This window comes from Methylomagnum ishizawai, assembly GCF_900155475.1.
Lineage (GTDB): Bacteria > Pseudomonadota > Gammaproteobacteria > Methylococcales > Methylococcaceae > Methylomagnum > Methylomagnum ishizawai_A.
In genome coordinates, this window is record NZ_FXAM01000001.1 from 3,633,181 (window position 1) to 3,656,285 (window position 23,105).

The 23,105-nt window shown below is 64.5% G+C and carries 19 protein-coding genes and 1 other RNA gene; 13 read left to right on the forward strand and 7 right to left on the reverse strand.

Annotated elements, in window-relative coordinates; genetic code table 11:
• The first annotated feature begins 29 nt into the window (after positions 1-29).
• The 6 genes from B9N93_RS16260 to B9N93_RS16285 are packed head-to-tail and all read left to right on the forward strand — an operon-like array spanning position 30 to position 9,006.
• Positions 30-1,667, forward strand: a complete 1,638-nt coding sequence (locus B9N93_RS16260) for a B12-binding domain-containing radical SAM protein (protein ID WP_085215306.1) — start codon at positions 30-32, stop codon at positions 1,665-1,667.
• A 20-nt stretch (positions 1,668-1,687) separates the two neighbouring features.
• Positions 1,688-2,983, forward strand: coding sequence for a glycosyltransferase family 4 protein (locus B9N93_RS16265; RefSeq protein WP_085215307.1), 1,296 nt, complete (start codon positions 1,688-1,690; stop codon positions 2,981-2,983).
• On the forward strand, positions 2,980-4,131 hold the full coding sequence (locus B9N93_RS16270; RefSeq protein ID WP_085215308.1) for a hypothetical protein: 1,152 nt from the start codon (positions 2,980-2,982) through the stop codon (positions 4,129-4,131). The genes B9N93_RS16265 and B9N93_RS16270 overlap by 4 nt, the downstream gene beginning before the upstream one ends.
• Before the next feature lie 4 nt (positions 4,132-4,135).
• Positions 4,136-6,304: a glycosyltransferase gene (locus B9N93_RS16275; protein ID WP_176225287.1), complete on the forward strand. Its 2,169-nt coding sequence runs from the start codon at positions 4,136-4,138 to the stop codon at positions 6,302-6,304.
• Positions 6,305-6,331: 27 nt separating this feature from the next.
• Entirely contained in the window at positions 6,332-8,278 is a 1,947-nt protein-coding gene (locus tag B9N93_RS16280) for a glycosyltransferase family A protein (RefSeq protein ID WP_176225288.1), read from the forward strand.
• Positions 8,275-9,006 carry a DUF5672 family protein gene (locus B9N93_RS16285; protein ID WP_085215311.1) on the forward strand — a complete coding sequence of 244 codons (732 nt, stop codon included), beginning with the start codon at positions 8,275-8,277 and terminating at the stop codon, positions 9,004-9,006. The genes B9N93_RS16280 and B9N93_RS16285 overlap by 4 nt, the downstream gene beginning before the upstream one ends.
• A gap of 24 nt (positions 9,007-9,030) precedes the next feature.
• Here B9N93_RS16285 and ubiH read toward each other — a convergent pair whose 3' ends face one another.
• Genes ubiH through B9N93_RS16300 form a run of 3 tightly spaced genes read right to left on the reverse strand, consistent with a single transcriptional unit; the run spans position 9,031 to position 12,096 of the window.
• On the reverse strand, positions 9,031-10,221 hold the full coding sequence (gene ubiH, locus B9N93_RS16290) for a 2-octaprenyl-6-methoxyphenyl hydroxylase (protein WP_085215312.1): 1,191 nt from the start codon (positions 10,219-10,221) through the stop codon (positions 9,031-9,033).
• Positions 10,218-11,534 (reverse strand): Xaa-Pro aminopeptidase, encoded by a 1,317-nt coding sequence (gene pepP / locus B9N93_RS16295; RefSeq protein ID WP_085215313.1) that lies wholly within the window; start codon positions 11,532-11,534, stop codon positions 10,218-10,220. The genes ubiH and pepP overlap by 4 nt, the downstream gene beginning before the upstream one ends.
• Positions 11,535-11,547: 13 nt before the next feature.
• Positions 11,548-12,096: a UPF0149 family protein gene (locus B9N93_RS16300; protein WP_176225289.1), complete on the reverse strand. Its 549-nt coding sequence runs from the start codon at positions 12,094-12,096 to the stop codon at positions 11,548-11,550.
• A 256-nt stretch (positions 12,097-12,352) separates the two neighbouring features.
• On the opposite strand from B9N93_RS16300, the gene B9N93_RS16305 reads away from it, so the two are divergent.
• From B9N93_RS16305 to glnA, 6 genes are all read left to right on the forward strand, one after another.
• Entirely contained in the window at positions 12,353-12,646 is a 294-nt protein-coding gene (locus tag B9N93_RS16305; RefSeq protein WP_085215315.1) for a cell division protein ZapA, read from the forward strand.
• Positions 12,647-12,691: 45 nt separating this feature from the next.
• A non-coding RNA gene (ssrS, locus tag B9N93_RS16310) (6S RNA) lies at positions 12,692-12,876 on the forward strand.
• A gap of 71 nt (positions 12,877-12,947) precedes the next feature.
• Positions 12,948-13,553 carry a 5-formyltetrahydrofolate cyclo-ligase gene (locus B9N93_RS16315; RefSeq protein WP_085215316.1) on the forward strand — a complete coding sequence of 202 codons (606 nt, stop codon included), beginning with the start codon at positions 12,948-12,950 and terminating at the stop codon, positions 13,551-13,553.
• The gene (locus B9N93_RS16320) at positions 13,550-14,008 is read left to right on the forward strand and encodes an EVE domain-containing protein (protein ID WP_085215317.1); all 459 of its coding nucleotides are present in this window, start codon (positions 13,550-13,552) and stop codon (positions 14,006-14,008) included. The genes B9N93_RS16315 and B9N93_RS16320 overlap by 4 nt, the downstream gene beginning before the upstream one ends.
• A gap of 104 nt (positions 14,009-14,112) precedes the next feature.
• The gene (locus B9N93_RS16325) at positions 14,113-15,099 is read left to right on the forward strand and encodes a Nudix family hydrolase (protein WP_254899409.1); all 987 of its coding nucleotides are present in this window, start codon (positions 14,113-14,115) and stop codon (positions 15,097-15,099) included.
• Between the two features lie 148 nt (positions 15,100-15,247).
• Entirely contained in the window at positions 15,248-16,657 is a 1,410-nt protein-coding gene (glnA, locus tag B9N93_RS16330) for a glutamate--ammonia ligase (protein ID WP_085215318.1), read from the forward strand.
• A 123-nt stretch (positions 16,658-16,780) separates the two neighbouring features.
• On the opposite strand, the gene B9N93_RS16335 is transcribed toward glnA, so the two are convergent.
• Genes B9N93_RS16335 through B9N93_RS16345 form a run of 3 tightly spaced genes read right to left on the reverse strand, consistent with a single transcriptional unit; the run spans position 16,781 to position 19,881 of the window.
• Positions 16,781-18,520 carry a flotillin family protein gene (locus B9N93_RS16335; protein ID WP_085215319.1) on the reverse strand — a complete coding sequence of 580 codons (1,740 nt, stop codon included), beginning with the start codon at positions 18,518-18,520 and terminating at the stop codon, positions 16,781-16,783.
• A gap of 48 nt (positions 18,521-18,568) precedes the next feature.
• The gene (locus B9N93_RS16340) at positions 18,569-19,204 is read right to left on the reverse strand and encodes a YqiJ family protein (RefSeq protein WP_085215320.1); all 636 of its coding nucleotides are present in this window, start codon (positions 19,202-19,204) and stop codon (positions 18,569-18,571) included.
• 2 nt (positions 19,205-19,206) lie between these two features.
• Positions 19,207-19,881, reverse strand: a complete 675-nt coding sequence (locus tag B9N93_RS16345; protein WP_085215321.1) for a PspA/IM30 family protein — start codon at positions 19,879-19,881, stop codon at positions 19,207-19,209.
• A gap of 238 nt (positions 19,882-20,119) precedes the next feature.
• Here B9N93_RS16345 and B9N93_RS16350 point away from each other — a divergent pair, with 238 nt between their 5' ends.
• Positions 20,120-22,381: a tetratricopeptide repeat protein gene (locus B9N93_RS16350; protein ID WP_085215322.1), complete on the forward strand. Its 2,262-nt coding sequence runs from the start codon at positions 20,120-20,122 to the stop codon at positions 22,379-22,381.
• Between the two features lie 14 nt (positions 22,382-22,395).
• On the opposite strand, the gene B9N93_RS16355 is transcribed toward B9N93_RS16350, so the two are convergent.
• Complete coding sequence (locus tag B9N93_RS16355) at positions 22,396-23,058, reverse strand: class I SAM-dependent methyltransferase (protein ID WP_085216305.1); 663 nt, start codon at positions 23,056-23,058, stop codon at positions 22,396-22,398.
• Positions 23,059-23,105: the final 47 nt, after the last annotated feature.

Sequence of the window (23,105 nt, forward strand, 5' to 3'; positions counted from 1 at the left end):
GATCGACGCAACCCGGAGGCCGGAACATCATGACCGCGGAAACCGTGAACATCCCCCATCAAGCCGGACAGGAGCGCGAATTCAGCCTGCTGTTCGTGATCCTGCCCTACCGTGTCTATGCCAACGAGGCGAAATCCAGCAAGACGCGGAGTTTCACCGCGATGCCCTACGGCGTGCTGTCCATCGCCTCCTACCTCAAGAAGCACAGCCGCCGCCCGCTGGACATCCGCATCTTCGACATGAACCTCTACGACCGGGACGAATGGCATAGCGCCCTGGCGCAAACCCTGGCCCAGCGGACCCCGGATGTCGTCGGCCTGTCGCTGATGTTCGATATTTCCTACCGCTACGTGGCCGAGATCGCGGGCGCGGCCCGGAAACTGTCGCCCGAAACCTTGATCCTGCTGGGCGGAGCGGCGGCCACCACCTCCTGGGAAGCCATCCCCCGCGAGCAGCCCGATATCGACGCGGTCTGCTACGCCGAGGGGGAAGCGGCCCTGCTGCGTTTGGTGAACGCGCCCGAACCCAGGGCCGAACTGGCCCGCCATCCCGCCTGGGTCACCCGCCACAAGCTCGATCAACGGGTGCCGCCGGTTGCCGATTATCTGAACGACCTGGACGAACTGATCGACATCGATTACGGCCTGATCGAATACTGGAAATACGGGATGAAAGAGGCGTTCTCGCCGTTCTCCTCCTACGGGGACGACCATGAGAACCGGCAATTCTTCATCGTGACCTCCAGGGGCTGCCCATTCAAATGCGTCTTCTGCGCCGAGCCTTCCTTCCACGGCAAGAACATGCGCTATGCCAGCGTCGATGCGGTGATCGCCCATGTCGGCCAGTTGGTCGAGCGCTACGGCATGAACGTCCTGACGTTCTATGACGACCAGCTCTTGCTGGAACGGGACCGGGCCAAGGAATTGTTCCGCCGCTTGGCACCGTTCGGGCTGCGGGTGGAAACGCCCAACGGACTCACCGCCGCCTTCATCGACGACGAAATGGCCATGCTGATGAAAGGGGCGGGCATGGACACCGTGCCCCTGGCCATCGAATCGGGTTCGGACCACGTCCTCAAGCACATCATCCACAAGCCCCTGCGCCTGGACAAGCTCAAGGGCATCGTCGATACGCTGAAGAAGCGCGGCTTGTTCGTGCAGGGCTTCTTCGTCAGCGGCCTGCCGGGCGAACTGGAGGAACACCGCGACGAAACCGTCCGCTTCATCAAGGAGGTCGGGCTGGACTGGGGCAGCTTCAGTCTGGCGACCCCGCTGCGCGGCACTCAGCTTTACCACCTGTGCGTCGAAAACGGCTGGATCGACAAGAACCTCGGCATCGGCGATATCGACCTGAACCAGTACATCATCCGGGTACCCGGTACCGACCCCGACCACATCATGCGCAAGACCTATTTGATGAACCTGGAAGTGAACTTCGTCTACAACCACCGGATGTCGGCGGGCGATTACGCGGTAGCGGCCCGCTGTTTCGAGGACGTGATCCAGCGCTATGGCAACCACGCCTTCGCCTACTATTACCTGGCCCAGGCGCAACGCGCCATGGCGGCGGACGACGGCGGGGACGCGCTCGAACACTACTTCCACATCGTCGAGACCGATCCCACCTGGAAAAGCTACGCCCAGGCGTTCGACCTACCCGTCCATTAACCCCTTCCCGGTCCGCCGCCATGCCGCCCTGCCGCATCCTCCATATCACTGCCCACCTGGGCGGCGGGGTGGGCAAGGTGCTGTCGCGGCTGACGGCGGAATCGGCCCGGCGCGGGGAGGGTTGGACCCATGTCATCGCCTGCCTGGAAGCCCCTGAAAAATCCCAGTTCGTGGACCATGCCCAGGCTCATGGGGCCGAAGTGCTGGTCTGTCCCGACCCCGCCGCGCTGGCCGCGCGGATCGCCGCCGCCGATATCGTGCAACTGGAATGGTGGCATCATCCCAAAGTCGCGGCCTGGATGGGTGGCGATCCTTGGCCCGCCATGCGACTGGTGGTCTGGAGCCATGTATCGGGGCTGAGTCCGCCCGAGATTCCGCCCGAATTCGCGGCCCTACCCCACCGTTTCCTGTTCACCTCGCCCTGCTCCTGGGAACATCCCCGCCTCGCCGCGTTGGACGGGGAAGCCCGGCGACGGATCGGCGCGGTGTTCAGTTCCGGCGGCTTCGACGACCTGCCGCCACCGCCCCGGCGCGACCCCGCCGCCCCGGTCAAGGTCGGCTATGTCGGCACGCTGAACTACGCCAAACTGCACCCGGACCTGTTGGATTACCTCGCGGCGGTGCGCCTGCCCGGTTTCCGCCTAGCCATGGTGGGCGATCCGACCCCGGCGGACGCGCTCATGGCCGCAGCCAAAGCGCGGGGGCTGGCCGGGCGGCTCCATCCACTCGGCTATTCCACCCAGGTCGTGGCGGAACTGGCGACCTTCGATATTCTGGCTTATCCACTCAACCCCCGGCATTACGGCACGACCGAGAACGCCCTCTTGGAAGCGATGGCCATGGGCGTGGTCCCGGTGGTCCTCGACAATCCCGCCGAGCGGCATCTGGTCCGCCAGGGCGAAACCGGCCTGATCGTGGATTCGCCCCGCGCCTTCGCCGACGCCATCCAGTATTTGGCCGAAAACCCCGAGGCAAGACAGCGCCTGTCCGCCAACGCCGCCCGCGCCATCCGCCAGGATTTCGCGGTGGGCCGCACGGCGGACCGGCTCCATGCCCATTACCAAACCCTGCTGGCCGAACCCAAGCGCGGCTTCGATTTCAAAGCCGTGTTCGGCGCGGAACCCGCCGACTGGTTCCGCGCCTGCCAGGGCAGGGAGGCTTGGCGCTTCCCCGACGGAGCCACCACCGAACCCCTGCCTCCCGGTCCCCATTGCCTGTACGAGCGGACCAAAAGCTCGGTTTTCCATTACCGCGATTGTTTCCCCCAAGACCCCCGTTTGGCCCGCTGGGCCGGACGGCTGGAAGCCAGCCGATGAACCTGACCGCCTTGCCCACGCCGTCGGCCGCCCTCGGGCTACTGGAACGCCTGCCCGCGCCGCCGCCCGGACTTGGCCCCTGTCCGGTAGACCGGCCCTTGGTGCTATACGGGGCCGGCAAACTGGGGGAACTGGCCGCCGATATGTTCGCCGCGCTGGGCATCGACATCGCCTATGCCGTGGACCGTGCGCCGCCGCCTTCCGGTTTGCTCGGCGGGCGGATTCCGGTGCTGACCCCGGACCAAGTGCCTTCCCGGCACAAGTCCAGCGTTCTGCTCGCGGTCTGCGTCGTGACCGCGCCCTATCGACCCCTCCATGATGTCCTGGCGGCATCCGGTTGGCGGCGCATCCGGCCCGTCTATGATGTGTTGGAGGCTTATGCCGACCGCCTGCCGATGGGCAATGGTTGGTTCGCGGGACCGCTGTCGGCGATGGACCGGGCGTGTATCGTGCCGGTTTTGGCACAGTGGGAAGACGACACCTCCCGCGCCGCCCATCTGCAAATCCTGGCCTGGCGCTGCTTACGCCAGGAATGGACTTTCGACGGCGCACCCGTCCAACTTGACGACCGCTATTTCATCCCGCCCATGCTCGCCGCCTTGGGTCCGCAGGAACATTGCCTCGACGCGGGCGCTTGGGACGGGACGGCCAGCCAGCAGTTCCTACGCAGGACCGGCGGCGCTTGCCAAACCCTCACGGCCATCGAACCGGACCCGGATAACGCCCGGCGCTTGCGTGGATGGGTGGCCGGATTGCCCGCCGAGTTGGCGGCGCGGGTCCGGGTGCTGGAATACGCGCTCGGCGCGGAAGACGGGGCATGCGCCTTCGCCCAAGGCCATGGCATGGCTTCCCGATTGATGGCGGGCGCTGCGGGCACGACCTGCGTCCGCGCCCTGGACGGCCTGGACCTCCCTTGCACCTTCGCCAAGCTCCATCTCGAAGGTGGCGAACTGGCCGCGCTGGCGGGCGGCCTGGACTTCCTCCGCCGAAACCGGCCTAAACTTGCGGTGACGGTCTACCACAGCCGCGACGGACTGTGGCGCATCCCTGCCCTGCTGATGGAAGGGCTGGGAAATTATCGTTTTTATCTGCGCTTGCATGGCTGGTGCGGCACCGGAGCCGTGGCCTATGCGATCCCCCGCGAGTGAACCCATGGCCGAAGCCCAAGAACCCCGCAAACCGCTCTTGTCCGTACTGGTCCCTTCGCACCGGAACTGCCTGGAGGCGATGCCCATCATCAGCCGCTTGGCGGCGCTGCGCAACGAGCGGGTCGAGGTACTGGTCGCGGACAACAGCGGCGATCCGCATAAGCAAAAAGTCTTGGATATTCTGCTCGGGATCGCGCCCCGGCTGAAAGTCGTCAAGAACCCGGACCATCTACCGCCGCATGAGAATTATAAAACCATCATCGATATCGCGTCCGGGGATTATATCCTCGCCTGCGCCGACGACGATTATCTCGACCCCGATTTCATAGACGCTGCGATCAAACTCATTATGGGCGTGGAACACGAGATTTGTGTCATGCCCGCCCTCTACCAATATATAGGCCAAGGCCAACTTTATCCCACCCAAAGGATTCAAGAGCCCGCTGCCCCGGAATGGACCCACAGGGTCATCGGCCATTTCGAATCCAAAATAATGCCGGTGCTGACCTATTCGGTGGTCCCGAAGCGCTTGCTCGCCGCCTTCCTCAATTATCAAAGATACCATCCCATGATCGGGAGCTTCTTGGACTGGAGCTTTGAATATTTCGCCCGCGCCTGGTGCCCTTGTTTCTATGCCGATAATGGCTTTTATCTTTACGATTCCCAGCGCTGGATGAATATAGACTCGGCCACCGAAGCGGACGGCAGGCAGTATCGGAACGGTGGCCTGCCATTTTGGTTCGTGGCTTTCCATAAACTGCATTGGGCGGTGGAATTATCCAGTTTCCTGTACAGCGGCTATTTCCCCGGCACGCCCCAGGAACGGGAGCCCCTCATCAAAGCCTTGATCGCGCAAAACATGGGCTTGTTCCGCTATGAATCCTGCCTCAGCAAACGGGAACGCTTTGAAAGCGCACCGGTTTCCGCTGGAATCAAACGGGAAATCATGACTTTATTCCTGCAAAGCGAATGGTCTTACCCGGAAATCCTGGCGATATTCCTCCGGCTGCTCGGCGAGGTTGCGCCCGGCAAGGCGTTGAGATACGAAAAATTCATCCATGCCATCCAAACGCCCCGGCCTGGATATACCGGGTTTCCCGATCCAGCGGCCATCGATGGCGTGAGTGATAATTACTTGTGCCCGGAAGCCAAACCGCAAGACCGGGAAAACTTGATCAGTATCGTGGTATCCCTCGGCCCATACACCGATAAATTATTGGAAACCCTCGACAGCCTTGTCGGCCAAACCTGCACGGACTGGGAAATCATCCTGGTTGGCGACCCTGGCTCCAAGGATACCGATCATAGTATCGACGAGGTGCTGGCCTATTTTCCAGGCCGGGCCATCCGGGTCATCGCGACGGCGGGACTGGGCTGGTCGGAAAGCCGTAATGCGGGCATCCAAGCGGCGCTGGGAAAATATATCCTTCCAGTCAATTGCGGCGATAAATTACACCCCAGGGCGCTCGAAAAACTGTCCGGGCTATTGCAAGCAGAACCCTTCGCCATCGCCTATAGCGATATTCAGGAATTCGGCACCGCCTCCCGCTATATCGAAACCTGGGGCCCCAGCGCCGGAAACCCGCCTTTGACCCACCCTTATCCCTATTGCGCCCTGTACCGGCGGGAAATGTGGGCAACGGCGGGTGGTTATAACCTCGATATGGCCCAGGACTACGCGGATTGGGATTTCTGGCTTTCCTGCGCCGGGCACGGCTACCGGGGGCGACACCTCCCCGAAGCGCTGCTGTTCCGCCGAACCGGGGAGGCCGATAGGGTCGCCGGATCGCCACAGCGCGAGACCGAATCCAGGGCGCGGTTGGTACTGAACCATCGGGCGCTGTACGACCCGTCCATGCTGGCCCAAGCCGAAGCCCTGCTGGCGGAACCACCCTCCCAGGGCGGCAAGCAGGAAGTCCTGGCCGTGATCGCCGAAGCCGAGCGGCTGACCGCGACCGAAGGCTTGGCCGCGGCGGTGGCGCATTACCGGCGTTGGCTGTGGTTCCGTTCCGCGGCTTCGCCCTTGGCCTACGCGGTCCAGTTCAACCTCGGGGTGGCGCTCCAACAATTGGACGATCCAGCGGGCGCGGCCCGGGCCTACCGGCAGGCGCTGGAGAACAACCCCGGTTTCGCGCCCGCCCGCAACAACCTCGCCTTGCTGCCGGCCCCTTGAACTTCCGCCATGGATAAACCCAACCCGATGAATCCCGCATCCTCCCAGCCGCCCTTGGTCTCGGTGGTGATTCCTTGCTACAACCAAGCCCAATACCTGCGCGAGGCGGTCGAGAGCGTGGCCGCGCAAAGCTATCCCCAACGCGAGATCGTGATCGTCAACGACGGCAGCCCGGACGACACCCGGGCCGTGGCCCAAGCCTTGATCGCCGAATTCCCGTCCCTGCCCATCTTCCTGGTCGAGCAAGCCAACGGCGGGCTATCGCGTGCCCGCAACGCCGGGATCGCCCAGGCCAGGGGCCGCTATATCCTGCCCTTGGACGCCGACGACAAAATCCATCCCGAGATGTTGGCCAAATGCGTCGATCTGCTGGAATCGCGCCCGGACCTCGCCATCGCCTATACCGATTACCAGCACTTCGGCGATGTCGATTTCGTCCAGCAGACCCCCGAATACGATTTCACCGTACTCAGCACCCAGAAATGCCTGCACACCGCCACCGCCCTCTACCGCAAAGCGGCCTGGACCGCGACCGGGGGCTATAAGGCCAATATGGTCTGGGGCATGGAGGATTGGGAGTTCTGGATTCACTGCGGCAAGCTCGGCTATTTCGGCCACAGGATTCCCGCAGTGTTGTTCTATTACCGGGCCAAGCTGGCCGGCAGCATGATCCAGGTGCAACGCGCCCATTTCGAGGAACTCTGGGCACGGATCGTATTGAACCATCCCGACCTCTATCCCGGCGAAATCCAAGGCTGGGCCGGCCGCGTCTGGGCCAGGGCGCTGGCCGAAATGCTGGCCGGGGGCGGGCGCTACCTGAATTATCTGGCCCGGCTGGACCTGGTCGCCTTGATCGGCGATGCCGAATGCCTCAGCGCCCAGGACGATTTCGCCCATGTCGCCGCGCTTTACCAACTGTGGCTGCAACACAACCCGCAACAGGAACTCGGCTACGCCATCCATTTCAACCACGGAGTGGCCTTGGCCCAGGCCGGGGACGCCGCCGGAGCCGAGCGCAGCTATCTGAGGGCGCTGGAACTCAAGCCCGATTTCGCAGCCGCCGCCACCAACCTGGGCCTGATGCGGGCGCGTTCGGCCCAGGCGCGGGGTGGCGAGGGCGCACCTATCCCGGCCCAGACCTTCGGCGTCGATTGGCTGGCGATGGACCTGCCCTTTTCCTGCGAATTGCACGCCTTTTTCCCGCGCACGGAAACCCCTGCCGCCGGGGCCAAGCGGGTGTTGTTGATCTTCACCGAACCGCCCAGCCGCATGGCCAGCGCCGCCTGGGTGCGCGAACACCACCACCAATTCGACCTGATCGTGACCTATCAGCGGGAATTGGCCGATTTGCCGAATGTGCGGCTCTTGGAATTCGGCTCGTGCTGGTGCGGCTACGACGATCCACCCGCCGCCAAGGATTTCAGCGTGAGCTTCATCCTCTCCACCGGCTGCGACGATGGCCTGGAAGGCTACGCCCTGCGCCGCGCCATCGCGACCGGGGCGGAAACCGGTGGGCCACCCTTCAAGCTCTGGCTGTCGCGCAAGGGCATACGGCTGGCCCCGGAAGACATCCCGCAAATCCAAGAGCGGGAACGGCTCGGGCAATATCTGGTGCAGGGGTTGGGCGACTCGAAAGTCCCGGTCTACGCCAGCATGTACAACCTCGCCATCGAGAACACCGACGCCGATTATTACTTCACGGAAAAGCTGATCGACTGCTTCATCAACTTCAGCGTGCCGCTCTACTACGGCACCGGCAAGATCGCCGAAATCTTCGACATGGACGGCGTCATCCCGGTGCGGGATATCGGGCAGGTCAACCAAGCGCTGGCCGGACTCGACCCCGCCGATTATTGGCGCAGGATGCCCGCCCTGCTGCGCAACCACGCCATCGCCCGCCGCTATGCCAAGCCAGTCCAAAAACTACAGGAATTGCTGGCCGCGGAATTCGGACCTGCCGGGGCAAGGCCGTGAACATCGCCGTGCTGACGCCGATTTACAAACCCAGGCTCAGTGACAACGAACTGGCCTGCCTCAAGCATTCCCACGCCGTGCTGCGCGGGCACGACACTTTCCTGGTGGGACCGGGTGGGCTGGCGCTGGATTTCTACCTGGAACAGTTCCCGGCGGCGAAATACGCCTTCTTCCCCGCGCACTGCTTCGCCTCGCCCCAGGCCTATAGCGACCTGCTGCTGTCCCAGGAGTTCTACCGGGCTTTCGCCCATTACAGCCATATCCTCATCCTGCAACAGGATTGCATCGTGTTCCGGGACGAGCTCGCCGACTGGGCCGCGACGCCCTACGACTATATCGGCGCGCCCTGGGCCCATGTCTGGACCTATCAATTCCCGCCGCTGGGCAGCCCCTACGACGGCATGGGCTACCCGGTGGTGGTCGGGAATGGCGGGTTGTCCTTGCGGCGGGTGGCGGCGTTCCTGGCGGTGCTGGAAGAACTCGATTGGCTGAAACGGCGCTATGACGCCGTGGTGGAGGATGCCTTCTATTCCCTGGCCGGGCTGGTGTCCGAACGCTTCCTGGTGCCGAATATCACGGTGGCGGCGCGGTTCTCGGTGGAATGCGAACCCCGCCGGTTCGTCGAAATCGCCGGACGCCTGCCCATGGGCGTCCATGCCTGGGAGAAATGGGACAAGGCCTATTGGCTGGAGATTTGTGGGCAACAGGGCATCGGCGGCTTGGTTTGAAACCCTGGGGCTTGGGCCTCCGGCCTACAACCTCACCCCGTAACCCATGGCGTGGCGGGCCAACAAGCGCTTGGCTGGAGGCAGCCGGTCCAGGGCCAGCAAGGCCAGATTGCGGGCCAGGGCCAGGGGCGGGAAACCGTTGGAGAAAATCCGCACCAAGCTGTCGGTGAAGCGGATCACGTTGGCAAGATCGCGGCGGCGCGCTTCGGCATAGCGGGCCAGGAACCCGGCCTCGCCGATATCCTCGCCGAACCCCGTCTGCGCCCACAGCCGATCCGCCAGCAAAGCCGCGTCCCTAAGCCCCAGGTTGAACCCCTGGCCCGCGACGGGATGGATTTGGTGCATGGCGTTGCCAATCAGGATCACCCGTTCGTCCACCATCTTTTCCGCCCGGACCAGCTTGAGCGGGAAGCCCTGCCGCACCGCCGCCGGTTCGATCCGCCCCAACCAATAGCCGAACACCGCCTGCAAACGGGCGGTGAATTCGGCCTCGGACAAGGCCAAGACCTCCTCGGCGTCGGCGTCCTTCAAGGTCCACACCACCGAACATTGCTTGCGCCCCAAGGGCAGGAAAGCCAGGGGACCGGAAGCGGTGAAGCGTTCGTAAGCGGTGAAACGGGTGTCCTTTTCGGTGCGGACTTCGGTGACGATGGCAGTCTGGCCGTAATCACGCACCTCCTGTTCGATGCCCAATAGATTCCGCACGCTGGAATTGCCGCCATCGGCGGCCACCACCAGCTTGGCGTTCAATCCCAGGCATTCGCCATCGCGCTTGAGGGTGACGCACACGCCCTCCGCGCCCGCCTTTAGCCCGATGATGCGGGCCGGACACAGCCGGTCGATGGGTAGCCGTTCCAGGCCGCGCTCGATGGCGTCCTCCAACACGCGGGCCACGGCCACATAGCCCAGGGCATCGACGCCCTGATCGGCGGCGTGCAGCCGGGTCTTGCCGAAATGGCCCCGGTCGGACACATGGATATGCCGGATCGCCATGGCCTCGGGCGCGACCTCCCGCCACACGCCCAGCCCGTCCAGCACTTGCGCCGTGCCCCGCGACAAAGCCAGGGCGCGATGACCCGCCGGGGAGCGCCGCCGTTCCTCCGGGGTCAGGGCTTCCACCACGCCGACCCGCAAAGGCGCGTCCTTGAGGGCCAGGGCCAGACTGCCGCCGACCAGCCCGCCGCCGACGATCAACAGGTCGTAGTCGTAATTCATGCCGCCTCCGCCATCAGGGCTTCGATGTCCGCCACGGTCTTGGGTACGGCGGCGGTGAGGATTTCGCAGCCGTCCTCCGTCACCAGCACATCGTCCTCGATCCGCACGCCGATCCCGCGCCAACGCGGATCGACCTCGGTGCAATCGGGCGCGATATACAGCCCCGGCTCCACCGTCAACACCATGCCGGGTTGCAGTTCGCGCCATTTGCCGCCGATCTTGTACGCTCCGACATCGTGGACATCCATCCCCAGCCAATGGCCGGTGCGGTGCATGTAGAACTTCTTATAAGTCCCTTCCTTGATGAGCTTGGGCACCTTGCCTTCCAACAAGCCCAGATCGACCAAACCCTGGACCAGGGTTTTCACCGCCGCCTCGTGGGGTTCGATCCAGCGCTGGCCGGGACGGACCTCGGCGATGGCGGCGGCCTGGGCTTGCAACACCAGTTCATAGACGAGGCGCTGGCTAGGGCCGAACTTGCCGTTCACCGGGAAGGTGCGGGTGATATCGGCGGCGTAGTTTTCATATTCCGCACCAGCATCGATCAGCAGCAAATCGCCATCGCGCAAGGCTTGGTCGTTGGCGGTGTAATGCAAGACGCAGGCATTCTTGCCGCCCGCGACGATGCAAGGATAGGCGGGCGAACGACAGCCCTGTAGGCCGAATTCGTGCAGCAATTCCGCCTCGACCTCGTACTCGTGGCGGCCCGGACGCGCCACCCGCATCGCTCGCCGATGGGCCTTCACCGAAGCCGCGGCGGCTTTCCGCATCAGGTCCAGTTCGGCGGCGGTTTTGAACAAGCGCAGTTCGTGCAAGACCTGTTCGAGCGCGACGAATTCATAGGGTGCTTGCACCCCGGTCCGGGCGCGGCCCCGCACCACATTGACCGCCGCCATCACCTGCGCGTCGAATCCGGCCTCGTGGCCGATGTGGAAATACAGCCGGTCGCGGTCGGCGAAGAGATCGGGCAGTTGCGTCGCGAGTTCGGCGATGGGAAAAGCCTCGTCCGCGCCGAAATGCTCGCGGGCGCCTTCCAGCCCCGCGTGCTGGCCGGTCCAGATCGCCTTCTCGGGATCGAACTCGCGGCAGAACAGCACGAACTCGCCCTGCTTGCGGCCCGGCACGAACACCGCCACCGCTTCCGGTTCGTTGAAGCCGGTCAGGTAGAAGAAATCGCTGTGCTGGCGGAACGGATATTCGGTGTCGCGGTTGCGGTGGTGGTGGGGGGCGCTGGCGATGAGGGCCACGCTGTTCTTCTTGAGCCGCTTCATCAATTGCTGGCGGCGGTGCTGGAAATCGCTGGGTTGAAGCATGGAATTCCGGGAATCAATGGAGGCGGATGGGTTGGGAGGGCCGCGCCTTGAGTTCGCGCTGGACGACCTGCACGCCGACGCGGACATATTCGGCCAGTTCGGCGTAGGCGGTTTCATCGGTTTCGCTGTCGCCGGAACTGGCGGGATCGAGTTGGGTGATTTCGGCGAAATCGCGCAGGATTTCGGTACATTCGCCGGGCCAATCCGAGACGTTGGAGCCATAGCCCAGCCCCAGCAGAAAACCCCGGCACCATTCGCCCAGGGCGTCGGCGCGTTCTTCCAGGGTGCCGTCGTCGTCGTCCGGCAACAGCGGCGTGAAGGAAAAATCGAAGTCCTCCAACTGCCGCCGGGTTTCCTTGAATAATTGTTGCCACACGGACGAGGCCACGGGGTCCAGGGGTTCGGCGTCGGGGCCGAGGGTCAATTCCAGCCAACGGCTGGAGTCGGCCCCGCCATCCATGCACAAGAGGCCGGACAACAACCCATGGGCCTCGGCGGCGCTGCCGCACTCGGAATCCTCCGGGAGCGTATCCTCGATATCGGACCAGGTGATCTTAGCCATATTAAGCGGTGGGGTTGGGTTGAAGGGGTCGGTGGGCGGAAAGCGTCGTCCGGTCCCGCGCTGGCCGGGCTTCCGTCCGGGCATTATACGCCTCGCCTTCCCGGTCATGGGTGGGCCTGGCCGGTTTTCCAGCCCACCGATGGCCGCGGACTCGCCTTGTGGACGCTCAACCAATTCCTTTATCCTAAACGCCGCCCGCAGCCCTGCGAAACCGCCCACCCCCGCGCCTGAACCCGCCTCCCTGGAACCCGAAATCATGAGCGAACCCAATCCCCTGATCAAAGTGCAAATCCTCGGCAAGGAATATCCGATTTCCTGCCCGGAAGAAGAGCAGCACGACCTCTTGCTCGCCGCCCGCTACCTGGACGAGAAGATGCGCCAAATCCGTAATACCGGTCGGGTGATCGGCACCGAACGCATCGCGGTGATGGCGGCTTTGAACATCGCCCATGAATTGCTGCAAGCCCACCGCCGCAGCGTTCCGCAAGAGGCGCAGGGCGAATATCCCGAGCGCCCGGCCCGGGGCCGCGGCAACCGCCCCCCCGAATAAACCGGTGTTGCGGTCCCGGCCCAACTCCGCTAAATTGGACCCGCGTATTCCCTGCGGCGTACGAAGCCCACTGGGTTACTTCTTGAGCCTAATCCAAAACCCCGGGTCCATTAGAGTTCGCGATGTGCGCAAGTCCGCCCCGAGCGGAAAGCCTGATTCGGTACTTCTTGGTCCCACCTGAACCATTTGGTTCAAGGGCGAAAGTGAGTTACGGCGCAGGCGGGGAATACATTCCTTCCCTCGTCTGGCGGTTAGGAACCGGCGCTAGCCTCCGCATCCCAAGCTCCCAGCATTCTCCCGCATGATCCTCCCCCGAACCTTCCGCAGCCAAGCCCGCGCCCATCGCCGCGCCTTGAGTCCCGAAGCCGCGCTCCGCCATGGCGAAAGCCTCGCCCTGCAACCCGGTTTGCTCCACCTGCTCGAATCGGCCCGCACCATCGCGGCCTATCTCCCCAGCGATGGCGAAATCGATACCGGCCCCTTGATCGCCCTGCTCTGGGAACGGGGCAAGCACGTGTTCCTGCCCTTGCTCCGCTTCGCCCCGCACAAGCATCTCGCCTTCGGTCTTTACCGCCCGGACACCGCGCTGCTGCCGAACCAATACGGCATCCCCGAACCCGTCGGCACGCCCGTCCTGGATCATCCCGGCCAACTCGACTTGGCCCTGGTGCCGCTGGTGGCCTTCGACAGCCAAGGCCATCGCATCGGCATGGGCGGCGGTTTCTACGACCGCACTTTCGCCTATCTCAAGGCACCCGGCGCGGCCCCTGCCCCGCTGCTGGTCGGGCTGGCCCATGAATGCCAGCGATACCCGAACCTCCCCGCCGAACCTTGGGATGTGCCGCTGGATGGCGTGGCGACCGAACGGGCTTTCTATTCCTTCAATGACAAGGCAAACGCACCGTGAATTATTGGCTGATGAAATCCGAACCCGGCGAATTCGGCATCGACGACCTGGAACGCCGCCCCGGCCAGACCGAACCTTGGGACGGGGTCCGCAATTACCAAGCCCGCAATATGATGCGCGACCAGATGCAACCCGGCGACCGGGTGTTCTTCTACCATTCCAACTGCGAGCAACCCGGCATCGTCGGGCTGGCCGAAATCGCCAGGGCGGCCTATCCCGATCCCACCGCCTTCGATCCCGAGCATAAACACTACGATCCCAAAAGCCGCCCCGAGCAACCGGCTTGGCTGATGGTCGATGTGCGCTTCGTCCGCAAGCTCAAGCGCACCCTCACCCTGGCCGAACTGAAGGAGCGCCCGGAACTCGACGGACTGGCCCTGTTACGGCGGGGCAACCGGCTGTCGATCCTGCCGGTCAGCCCCGAACAATGGGATTTCATCCTGGCCTTGGAATAGCCCCGCCCCAAAGCACACACGGGCAAGCCAGCCGCGAAACAGTTTGTTAAAATGCCGCGCCCTCGAATGGTTTTGACCCCGAACCCCGCGATTCCCCAAACCCCATGCCCAATCAGCGTCCCGCCCCCGCGATGACTCCAACCGCGCCCATCCTGGAAGTCGCCGCCGGGGTGATCCACGACCGCGAGGGCCGCATCCTCATCGCCAAGCGCCCGGCCCATCTGCACCAGGGCGACTTATGGGAATTCCCCGGCGGCAAGCTGGAACCGGGCGAAACCGCCGCCGAAGCCCTCCGCCGCGAACTGCGCGAGGAACTCGATATCGACGCCGAAGCGGCGATGCCCCTCATCGACCTGCGCCACGACTATCCCGACCGGCGGGTCCGGCTCTCGGTCTGGCGGGTCGAGCGCTTCACCGGCACCCCCAAGGGCTTGCAGGGCCAGCCGATCCGCTGGGTCCGCCCGGACGAACTGCCCCATTTCGATTTCCCCGCCGCCAACCGGCCCATCATCACCGCCGCCCGCTTGCCCGACCATTACGCCATCCTGGACGGCGACGGCTTGGCGGGTTTGAAAACCCGGCTGGACCGGCTCGTTGCCACGGGCATAAGCATGATCCAACTGCGGGCCAAGGGTTTGGAGGCACGTGACTTCGCCGCGCTGGTCGATTACACCGTGCCGTTGTGCCGCCGCTCCGGGATTCGCCTGCTGTTGAACGCCGCCCCGGAACTGGCCCGGAACAGCGGTGCCGATGGCGTCCACCTGACGGCGGCGCGGTTGCTGGCCCTGGACGCACGGCCCTTGGACGCACCGTTTTGGGTCGCCGCCTCCTGCCACAACGCCGCTGAACTGCGCCACGCCGAGCGCGTCGGCGTCGATTTCGCCGTGCTGTCCCCGGTGCGGCCCACGGCTTCCCATCCCGGTGCCGAGCCTTTGGGTTGGGATGTTTTCGCCGATTGGGTGGACCGGGTCGCGTTGCCGGTCTATGCCCTGGGCGGGCTGCTGCCCGCCGATGTGGGAGAGGCCAAACGCCGGGGTGCCCAAGGCATCGCCGGTATCCGAGGATTCCTGGAAGGATTCGCGCCACAGTAGTGCGCCGATGGGTCGAACACGGTGCGTAGCGATGCCGCGCCGACTTCCAGGCCGGAAGAATCGACCCCCACAAGGATTGGTGTGAATTTTGTATCGCAGCCCGCTTCCGGTTTTTGCAACCCTAGCTCTTACCCCTGAGGAGATAAGAATGACGCCACAAGACGTACTGAAACTGATCGAAGAAAAGGAAGTCCGCTACGTGGACCTGCGCTTCGCCGACACCAAGGGCAAAGAACAGCACGTCACCATCCCGGCCAGCACCGTGGACGAGGACATGTTCGAGGACGGCAAGATGTTCGACGGCTCCTCCATCGCCGGTTGGAAGCACATCAACGAATCCGACATGATCCTGATGCCGGATGCCAGCACCGCCGTCATCGATCCCTTCTTCGACGATGTGACCCTGATCTTGCGCTGCGACATCATCGAACCCGCCGACATGCAGGGCTATGAGCGCGACCCGCGTTCCATCGCCAAACGCGCCGAGGCTTACCTGAAGTCCACCGGCATCGGCGACACCGCGTTCTTCGGCCCGGAAAACGAATACTTCGTGTTCGACGACGTGCGTTGGGGTACCTCCATGCAGGGTTCCTTCTACAAGGTCGATTCCGAGGAAGCCGGCTGGAACTCCGAGAAGGTCTACGAAGATGGCAACATCGGCCACCGTCCGGGCATCAAGGGCGGTTATTTCCCGGTGCCGCCGGTCGATTCCATGCAGGACCTGCGCTCCGCCATGTGTAATACCCTGGAGGACATGGGCTTGGTCGTGGAAGTCCACCACCACGAAGTCGCCACCGCCGGCCAGTGCGAAATCGGCGTGAAGTTCGGCACCCTGGTGCAGAAGGCCGACGAAGTGCTGACCCTGAAGTACGTGGTGCAGAACGTGGCCCACGCCTTCGGCAAGACCGCGACCTTCATGCCGAAGCCCCTGGTCGGCGACAACGGCAGCGGTATGCACGTCCACCAGTCCATCGCGAAGGACGGCGTGAACCTGTTCACCGGCGACCTGTACGGCGGCCTGTCCGAAACCGCGCTGTTCTACATCGGCGGCATCATCAAGCACGCCAAGGCGCTGAACGCCTTCTGCAACGCTTCCACCAACAGCTACAAGCGCCTGGTGCCCGGCTTCGAGGCTCCGGTGATGCTGGCCTACTCGGCCCGCAACCGTTCCGCGTCCATCCGCGTGCCCTATGTGCAGAACCCCAAGGCCCGCCGCATCGAAGTCCGTTTCCCGGACTCCACCGCCAACCCGTACCTGGCTTTCGCGGCCATGCTGATGGCCGGTCTCGACGGCATCCTGAACAAGATCCATCCTGGCGATGCCATGGACAAGGACTTGTACGACCTGCCCGCCGAGGAAGCGAAGGCGATCCCGCAGGTTTGCCATTCCTTCGACATGGCGCTGGAAGCCCTGGACGCCGACCGCGAGTTCCTGACCCAGGGCGGCGTGTTCACCAACGACATGATCGACGCCTACATCGACCTGAAGATGCAGGAAGTCACCCGTCTGCGGATGAGCACCCATCCGGTTGAGTACGATATGTACTACAGCCTGTAATCCGAACCTTTCTCTTCGGATTGGAAAACGCCCCGTGAGGGGCGTTTTTTTGTGCGCGGTATTTGGCTTGATTTCAAATCGCCCGATACCGTGGCTTTCGTACTCAAGCACCACCCCACCCCATCAACCGCCCGGTTTCGATCCCACCCTGCCATCGGCGGGACTCGCCTTCCCCGCAACATCGGCCTGCAACACCCCCTGCGCCAAGCCCGCCAAACTCCCCCCCTTCATCCCCAAATCATTCAGCAAGGCATCCACCAAGGGCTGTTGCACCCGGTAGCTCAGGGCGGCGCTCACCGCCTGCTCGGCCAGATTGCCACCGCCACCGGCTTGGCCCTCGCCGCCACCACCGGCCACCCGGCCCAGCCCATCCACCTGGATGATCTTGATGCCGTCGATCCGCTGCATAGGCTCGACGCTCTTGGCGATGATGCCCGGCAGGGCTTGGATCAAGGCCAGCCTGACCTGCATGGCGATCTGCTCCGCCGACAGGGTGTTGATGGCCTCGTTGATCTGGCGCTTGCCCATGGCCTCCACCTCGTAGGCCACCCGGTCGGCTTCCGCCTTGATCTTCACCGCCTCGGCCTGATCTTCGGCGGCTTGCTTCTGCGCCTCGGCGGCGATTTTCACGCCGATGGCCTGTTGCTCGGCCTCGCGGCTGGCCTCGACCAGGGCGATGGCCTTGTCGCGCTCGGCCACGGCGGTCTCGCGGGCGGTCTTCACGGCCTCCTCGGCGGTGACCGCCTCGGCCCGCGCCTTGTTGGCCTGGGTGTCGGCCTGGGATTGCTCCTCGGATTTCTTGGCGACGGACACCGCCTTGTCCTGTTCGGCGATCTGCATCACCTTCTGCTGGTTGATACGGGCCACCTCGACCTGTTGTTGGGCGTCGATTTCCTTCTGCTTGATGAGCCGGTCGCGTTCCACCTCGGCTTCCTTGACCTGGCGCTCGGCGGCGATGCGGGATTGGTCGATCTGCTGCTGGGAAGTGATCTTGGCCTGTTGCGCCTCGCGGTTCTTCTCGGCCTCGGTGGCGGCGATCAAGGCGGCTTGCTCGGCGCGGGTCTTGGCGACATTGGCGGCTTGTTCGGCCTGTTGGCGGGCGATGGCCTGCTGTTGTTCCAGGCGCAGGAATTCCTGCTGGCGGTCGATCTCCAGCTTTTGCTGTTCGGCGGCGAGGTTCTTCTGGCGTACCGCCATCTGGGTGTCCTGCTCGATCTCGTTGCGCTCCTTGCGGCGGCGCTCGGTTTCCTGGGTCAGGCGGGTCAAGCCCTCGGCGTCGAAGGCGTTGTTGGGGTTGAAGAATTCCTTGCCGGTCTGGTCCAGGCTGGTGAGCGACACGCTTTCCAGTTCCAAGCCGTTCTTGAGCAAATCCTCGCTGACCGCGTTCTGCACGCCCTGCACGAAATCCTGGCGGGCGTCCTGCAATTGCTGCATGGTCATGGTGGCGGCGGTGGCGCGTAGCGAATCGACGAATTTGTCCTCCACCAATTCCTTGAGGGCCATGGGGTCGAGGGTACGCTGGCCCAGGGTCTGGGCGGCGTTGGCGATGGCCTCGGCATTGGGCATGACCCGGACGAAGAAGGCGGCGACGATATCCACCCGCAGCCGGTCCTGGGTAATGAGGCTGGCGCTGCCGCCCCGGTGGACTTCCAGCTTGAGGGTGTTCATGTTGACCGCGATGGTGTCGTGGAAGATCGGCAGCACCAAGGCGCCGCCGTCCATGACGACCTTCTGTCCGCCCAGCCCGGTGCGGACGAAGGCGACTTCCTTGGTCGCCCGCCGGTATAGGCGCGCCAGCACCAGGCCAATGGCGAACAATCCAGCGAGGCAAAGGCCGATGAGGATGGAGATTTCGACCAGCATAGGGGTTCTCCGGGGATATTGTTGAGGGAGGGAAAAAGGCGGCGGGATTCAAGACCCGAGCAAGCCGGGCCGGGGATTGGCGATGGCGCGGAACCGGCTGCCCCCGGCCCGCCGCACTAGCAAGACTTCGGTGCCCGCCGGGAATTCGGTGTCGGCGGCGTCCGGCTCCACCATGACGTAATGGGTACGGCCCAGGGCATCCCGTACCCGCGCCTGGGCAGGGTGGCCCAGGCGGGCGGTGCCGGTGACGACGATAGCGATACGTCCCGCCAGTTCGTCCAGCGACACCGCGAAGGTTTCGTCCTTGGGCAAGATCCGGCCCAAGGCTCCGCCCAGGGTCCGCACGGCGGGCACGGCCAGCACCAAAGCCCCCGCCGCCACCAGCGGCAAGGGCAGGAATCCGCCGAGCCAGTGCCGCGCCACCATCTGGGCGGCGAAACCGGCCACGCCGAACGCGGTGAGGAACACGATCAAGAGGATGGTCAAGGGCACTTTGCCGAGGTGCAGCCAGCCCAACCAACCCTCGGCATCGGGTCCGTGTAGATCGGGCAGCCAATGTTCGGCCCAACCGGACAGCCCGCCCTGGCCCAGCAACAGGCCGAGGCTCTCGACCACGGCCAGTCCCAGGACCAAACCAATGGCGGCGGTGAATAGCCAAGTGGCCGGATCGAAGAATAGGTCCATGCCTAGCCTTCCCGCCCGGCCTTGAGTTGGGCGAGGCGCTCATCGATGGCGTGGTTGCGGGCCAGTTCGGCGAGTTCCTTGAGCTTGGCCGCTTCCGCCGCGTCGGCCCGCGCCGCCGCCGGGACCACGCCGGTTTCCCGCGCCAGTATCCGCCCGAACACGGCCTCGGCTTGTTCCACCCGGCCCGCGCTGGTGTCCGCGCCACCGCCGCCGACCGGGCCGCGCTGTTGGGCGGCGCGGGCCGCGATGAAATCGCGCAGGGCGTCTTCCATGTCGCGCTTCTTGGCTTGCAGGGCCAGCAGATAGCTTTCCAATTCCTGGCCGTCGCGGACGGCGGCGGCGATGGCCTGGTCCAGCACCGGCTGCTGGGCCTCGATATCGAGTTGCTTGGCGATACCGGCCCGCGATAATCCGTCCTCGCCCCGTGCCACCGCCACCGCGATTTGCGCCGCGAGTTCGCCGTGCCGGGTTTCCAGCCGGGCCCGGTTGGACTCCGCCAGATGGCGGTGGGCCAGCGCCTTGCCCAGTTCGGCGCGGACTTCGTCGATGGCCAGGTCCACCTCGCGGATGGCCTGGGCCATGGCCGCTTCCGGCGCGGCCTGTTCCATGGCGTCCAAGAGCCCGTGTAGGCTGCCACCGACGATGCGGGTGACGCGGGTCGCAATCGATTCTTTCATGGTCGCTCCTCCTGTGGTGGGAAAACACCGGGTCGGCGCTGGCTCGCGCCAAACCCGGTAAAGCATAGCGCCATTCCGGTCGGAACCCCTGGACCTGTCGCCCATTCCGGCCATTGAGCGGCGCTCTTGCGGCATCGCCACGCTACGCCACCCGGTTCGGCAATGCCGGTGGCAGGCGTCCACGCCTAACCAGTAAGATGAACCGACCTGCCCGAACTTTCCCGACCATGGAGACGGGATGCCCATAAAACACACCCGTTTCTTCTGGCTCCCGGTCGGGGCGCTCGCCCTGGCCGTGATCCTGGCGCTTTATTGGGCGATTCCAGGCCGACAAGGCCCGGCCCCGAATCCACCGGCTTCCTCAAACCCCAGCGCTCCTCCCGCCCCGCCGGAGTTCGTGGGCCGCGCCGCCTGCGCCGCTTGCCACGCCGAACAGGACCGGCTCTGGCAAGGCTCGCACCACGACCGCGCCATGCAGGCAGCGGACGAACAAACCGTGCTGGGGGATTTCAACGGAGCCATATTCAGCAAGGATGGCGTCACTTCCCGCTTCTTCCGCCGCGATGGCCGGTTCTGGATCAACACCGACGGGCCGGATGGGCAGCTCGCCGATTTCGAGATTCAATACACCTTCGGCTTCACCCCGCTACAGCAATATCTGGTGGCATTACCCGGCGGACGGCTGCAAGCCCTGTCCATCGCCTGGGATTCCCGGCCCCTGGCCCAAGGCGGCCAGCGCTGGTTCCATCTTTACCCCAACGAGAAGATCGACCACACCGACCCCTTGCACTGGACCCGGTTTTCCCAAAACTGGAACTACATGTGCGCCGAGTGCCATTCGACCGACTTCCAGAAGCACTACGACCCGGCCAGCCACGGCTACCACAGCACCTGGTCGGAAATCGACGTATCCTGCGAAGCCTGCCACGGTCCCGGCTCGCGGCATGTGGCCTGGGCCGGGAACAAGGACGGAAACAGCCCGCCGGACGATGGCACCCTGGGTTTGGTGTTCCACTTGGACGAACGCCGGGGCGTCCACTGGAACATCGACCCCGCCACCGGCCAAGCCACGCGCAGCCAGCCCCGCGCCACGGCCCAGGAAATCGAAACCTGCGCCCGCTGCCATGCCCGGCGCGGCCAATGGTTCGCCGATTATCGACACGGCCAGCCCTTGCTCGATACCCACCTGCCCGCTTTATTGCAAGCCGGGCTTTACCATCCCGACGGCCAGATCGACGGCGAGGTCTACGAATACGGCTCCTTCCTGCAAAGCCGGATGTACCGGGCCGGGGTGACGTGCAGCGATTGCCACCAACCCCACAGCCTCAAGCTCCGGGCCGAAGGCGACGGGGTTTGCCTGCAATGCCACGCCGCCGGGAAATACGCCAGCACCGGCCACCATCATCACCGCGAAGATTCGCCGGGCGCTCGCTGCGTCGAATGCCACATGCCCGCCAAGACTTACATGGGGGTCGATCCCCGCCGCGACCACGGTTTCAGGATTCCCCGGCCCGCCCTCTCGGCCAAGCTGGGCACGCCCAACGCCTGCGCGAACTGCCATGACAAGCGGCCCGCCCGCTGGGCGGCGGACCCACTGCGCCACTGGTACGGGCACGATCCCCAAGGCTATCAAACCTATGCCGCAGCCTTATCCGCCGCCCGCCGGGGCGGGGTGGAGGCCGAAGCCGGACTAATCGCCCTGCTCGGGAAGCCGGACCAACCCGCCATCGCGAAGGCCACGGCGGCGGCGGAACTGGGCCGCTGGCTAAGCCCCGATTCCTTGCCGTCGTTGCTGGACGCCCTGGGCCATGCCGATCCGTTGGTGCGGGCGGGAGCGCTGCAAGCCCTGGAACCCTTGCCGCCGGAGCAGCGCTGGCAGGTCGCCCACGGCTTGCTGCGCGATCCGGTGCGGGCAGTCCGGGCGCTGGCGGCGGAAGCCCTGGCCGGTATGCCGGTCGATCAACTGCCACCGGAAGACCAAGCGGCCCTACGCAGGGCGAGCACGGAATATCTGGCCTCGTTGCGGCTCAACGCCGACGAGCCGGGCGCACAGGTGAACCTGGGGAATTGGCACGCCGCCAAGGGCGAGGTGGAGGAAGCCGAACGCGCCTACCGCGAGGCGCTGAAACTCGATCCGGGCTGGGTGCCCGCCTATGTCAATCTGGCTGATTTGTACCGGCAGACGGAGCGGGACGGCGCAGGCGAGGCGGTATTGCGGGAAGGGCTGATGCAACAGCCGGAAGCCGCCGCCCTGCATCATAGCCTGGGCTTGCTGGCCATCCGCCGCCACGATCTTGCGGCGGCGCTGGCCTCGCTCAAGCGGGCGGTGGCACTGGCCCCCGGCGACACGGCTGCGATCTATGCCTATGCCATGGCCTTGGATAGTTCGGGCCAGCACCGCGCAGCGGAAAAAATGGTCGAAGCGGGCTTGAAACAAGCGCCCGGCGACCGCGCCCTGAACCAATTACGCTCGCTCTGGAAAGCGGCGGGAACACCATGAATCCCGTGGATAGATCAAAGCTTCAGCGCCAAGGTCAAGCCATCGGCCAGCGGCAACAGGCTGGGCACGACCCTGGGATCGGCATGTATCTTGGCGTTCAGTGCGCGCAGGGCCAGGGTGTCGGGGTCGCTGACGGCGGGGTCGGCCACCTTGCCGCCCCACAACACATTATCCAGCAGCAGCAAACCGCCGGGCCGCAGCAGTTCCAAAGCCCGCTCGTAATAAGCGTCATAATTGGTCTTGTCGGCGTCGATGAAGGCGAGGTCGTATTGCCCGGCCCGGCCTTCGGCGATCAAACCGTCCAAGGTTTCCAAGGCCGACCCCAAGCGGAAATCGATCTGGTCCGCGACCCCGGCCCGTTCCCAATAACGCCGCGCCACCTGGGTATATTCCTCGCTGATATCGCAGGCGGTGATGCACCCCTCCGCTGGCAGGGCCAGGGCCAGCCGGATCGAGCTATAGCCGGTGAACACGCCGATTTCCAGGAGGTTCTTGGCACCGGTCAAAGCCACCAACAGCGCCATGAACTGGCCTTGCTCGGGGGCGATCTGCATACCGCCCCGCGGGTGCCGGGCGGTTTCCTCGCGTAGTTCCCGTAAAACCTCCGGTTCCCGCAGGGAGTTGGCCAGGAGGTAAGCATAAAGTGTGTCGGTGACCGGGACGGTTTTATTAGACATGGTTGGATTCCGCAAAAAAGTGGGGGATGGAAAGCGGCCCACCCGCT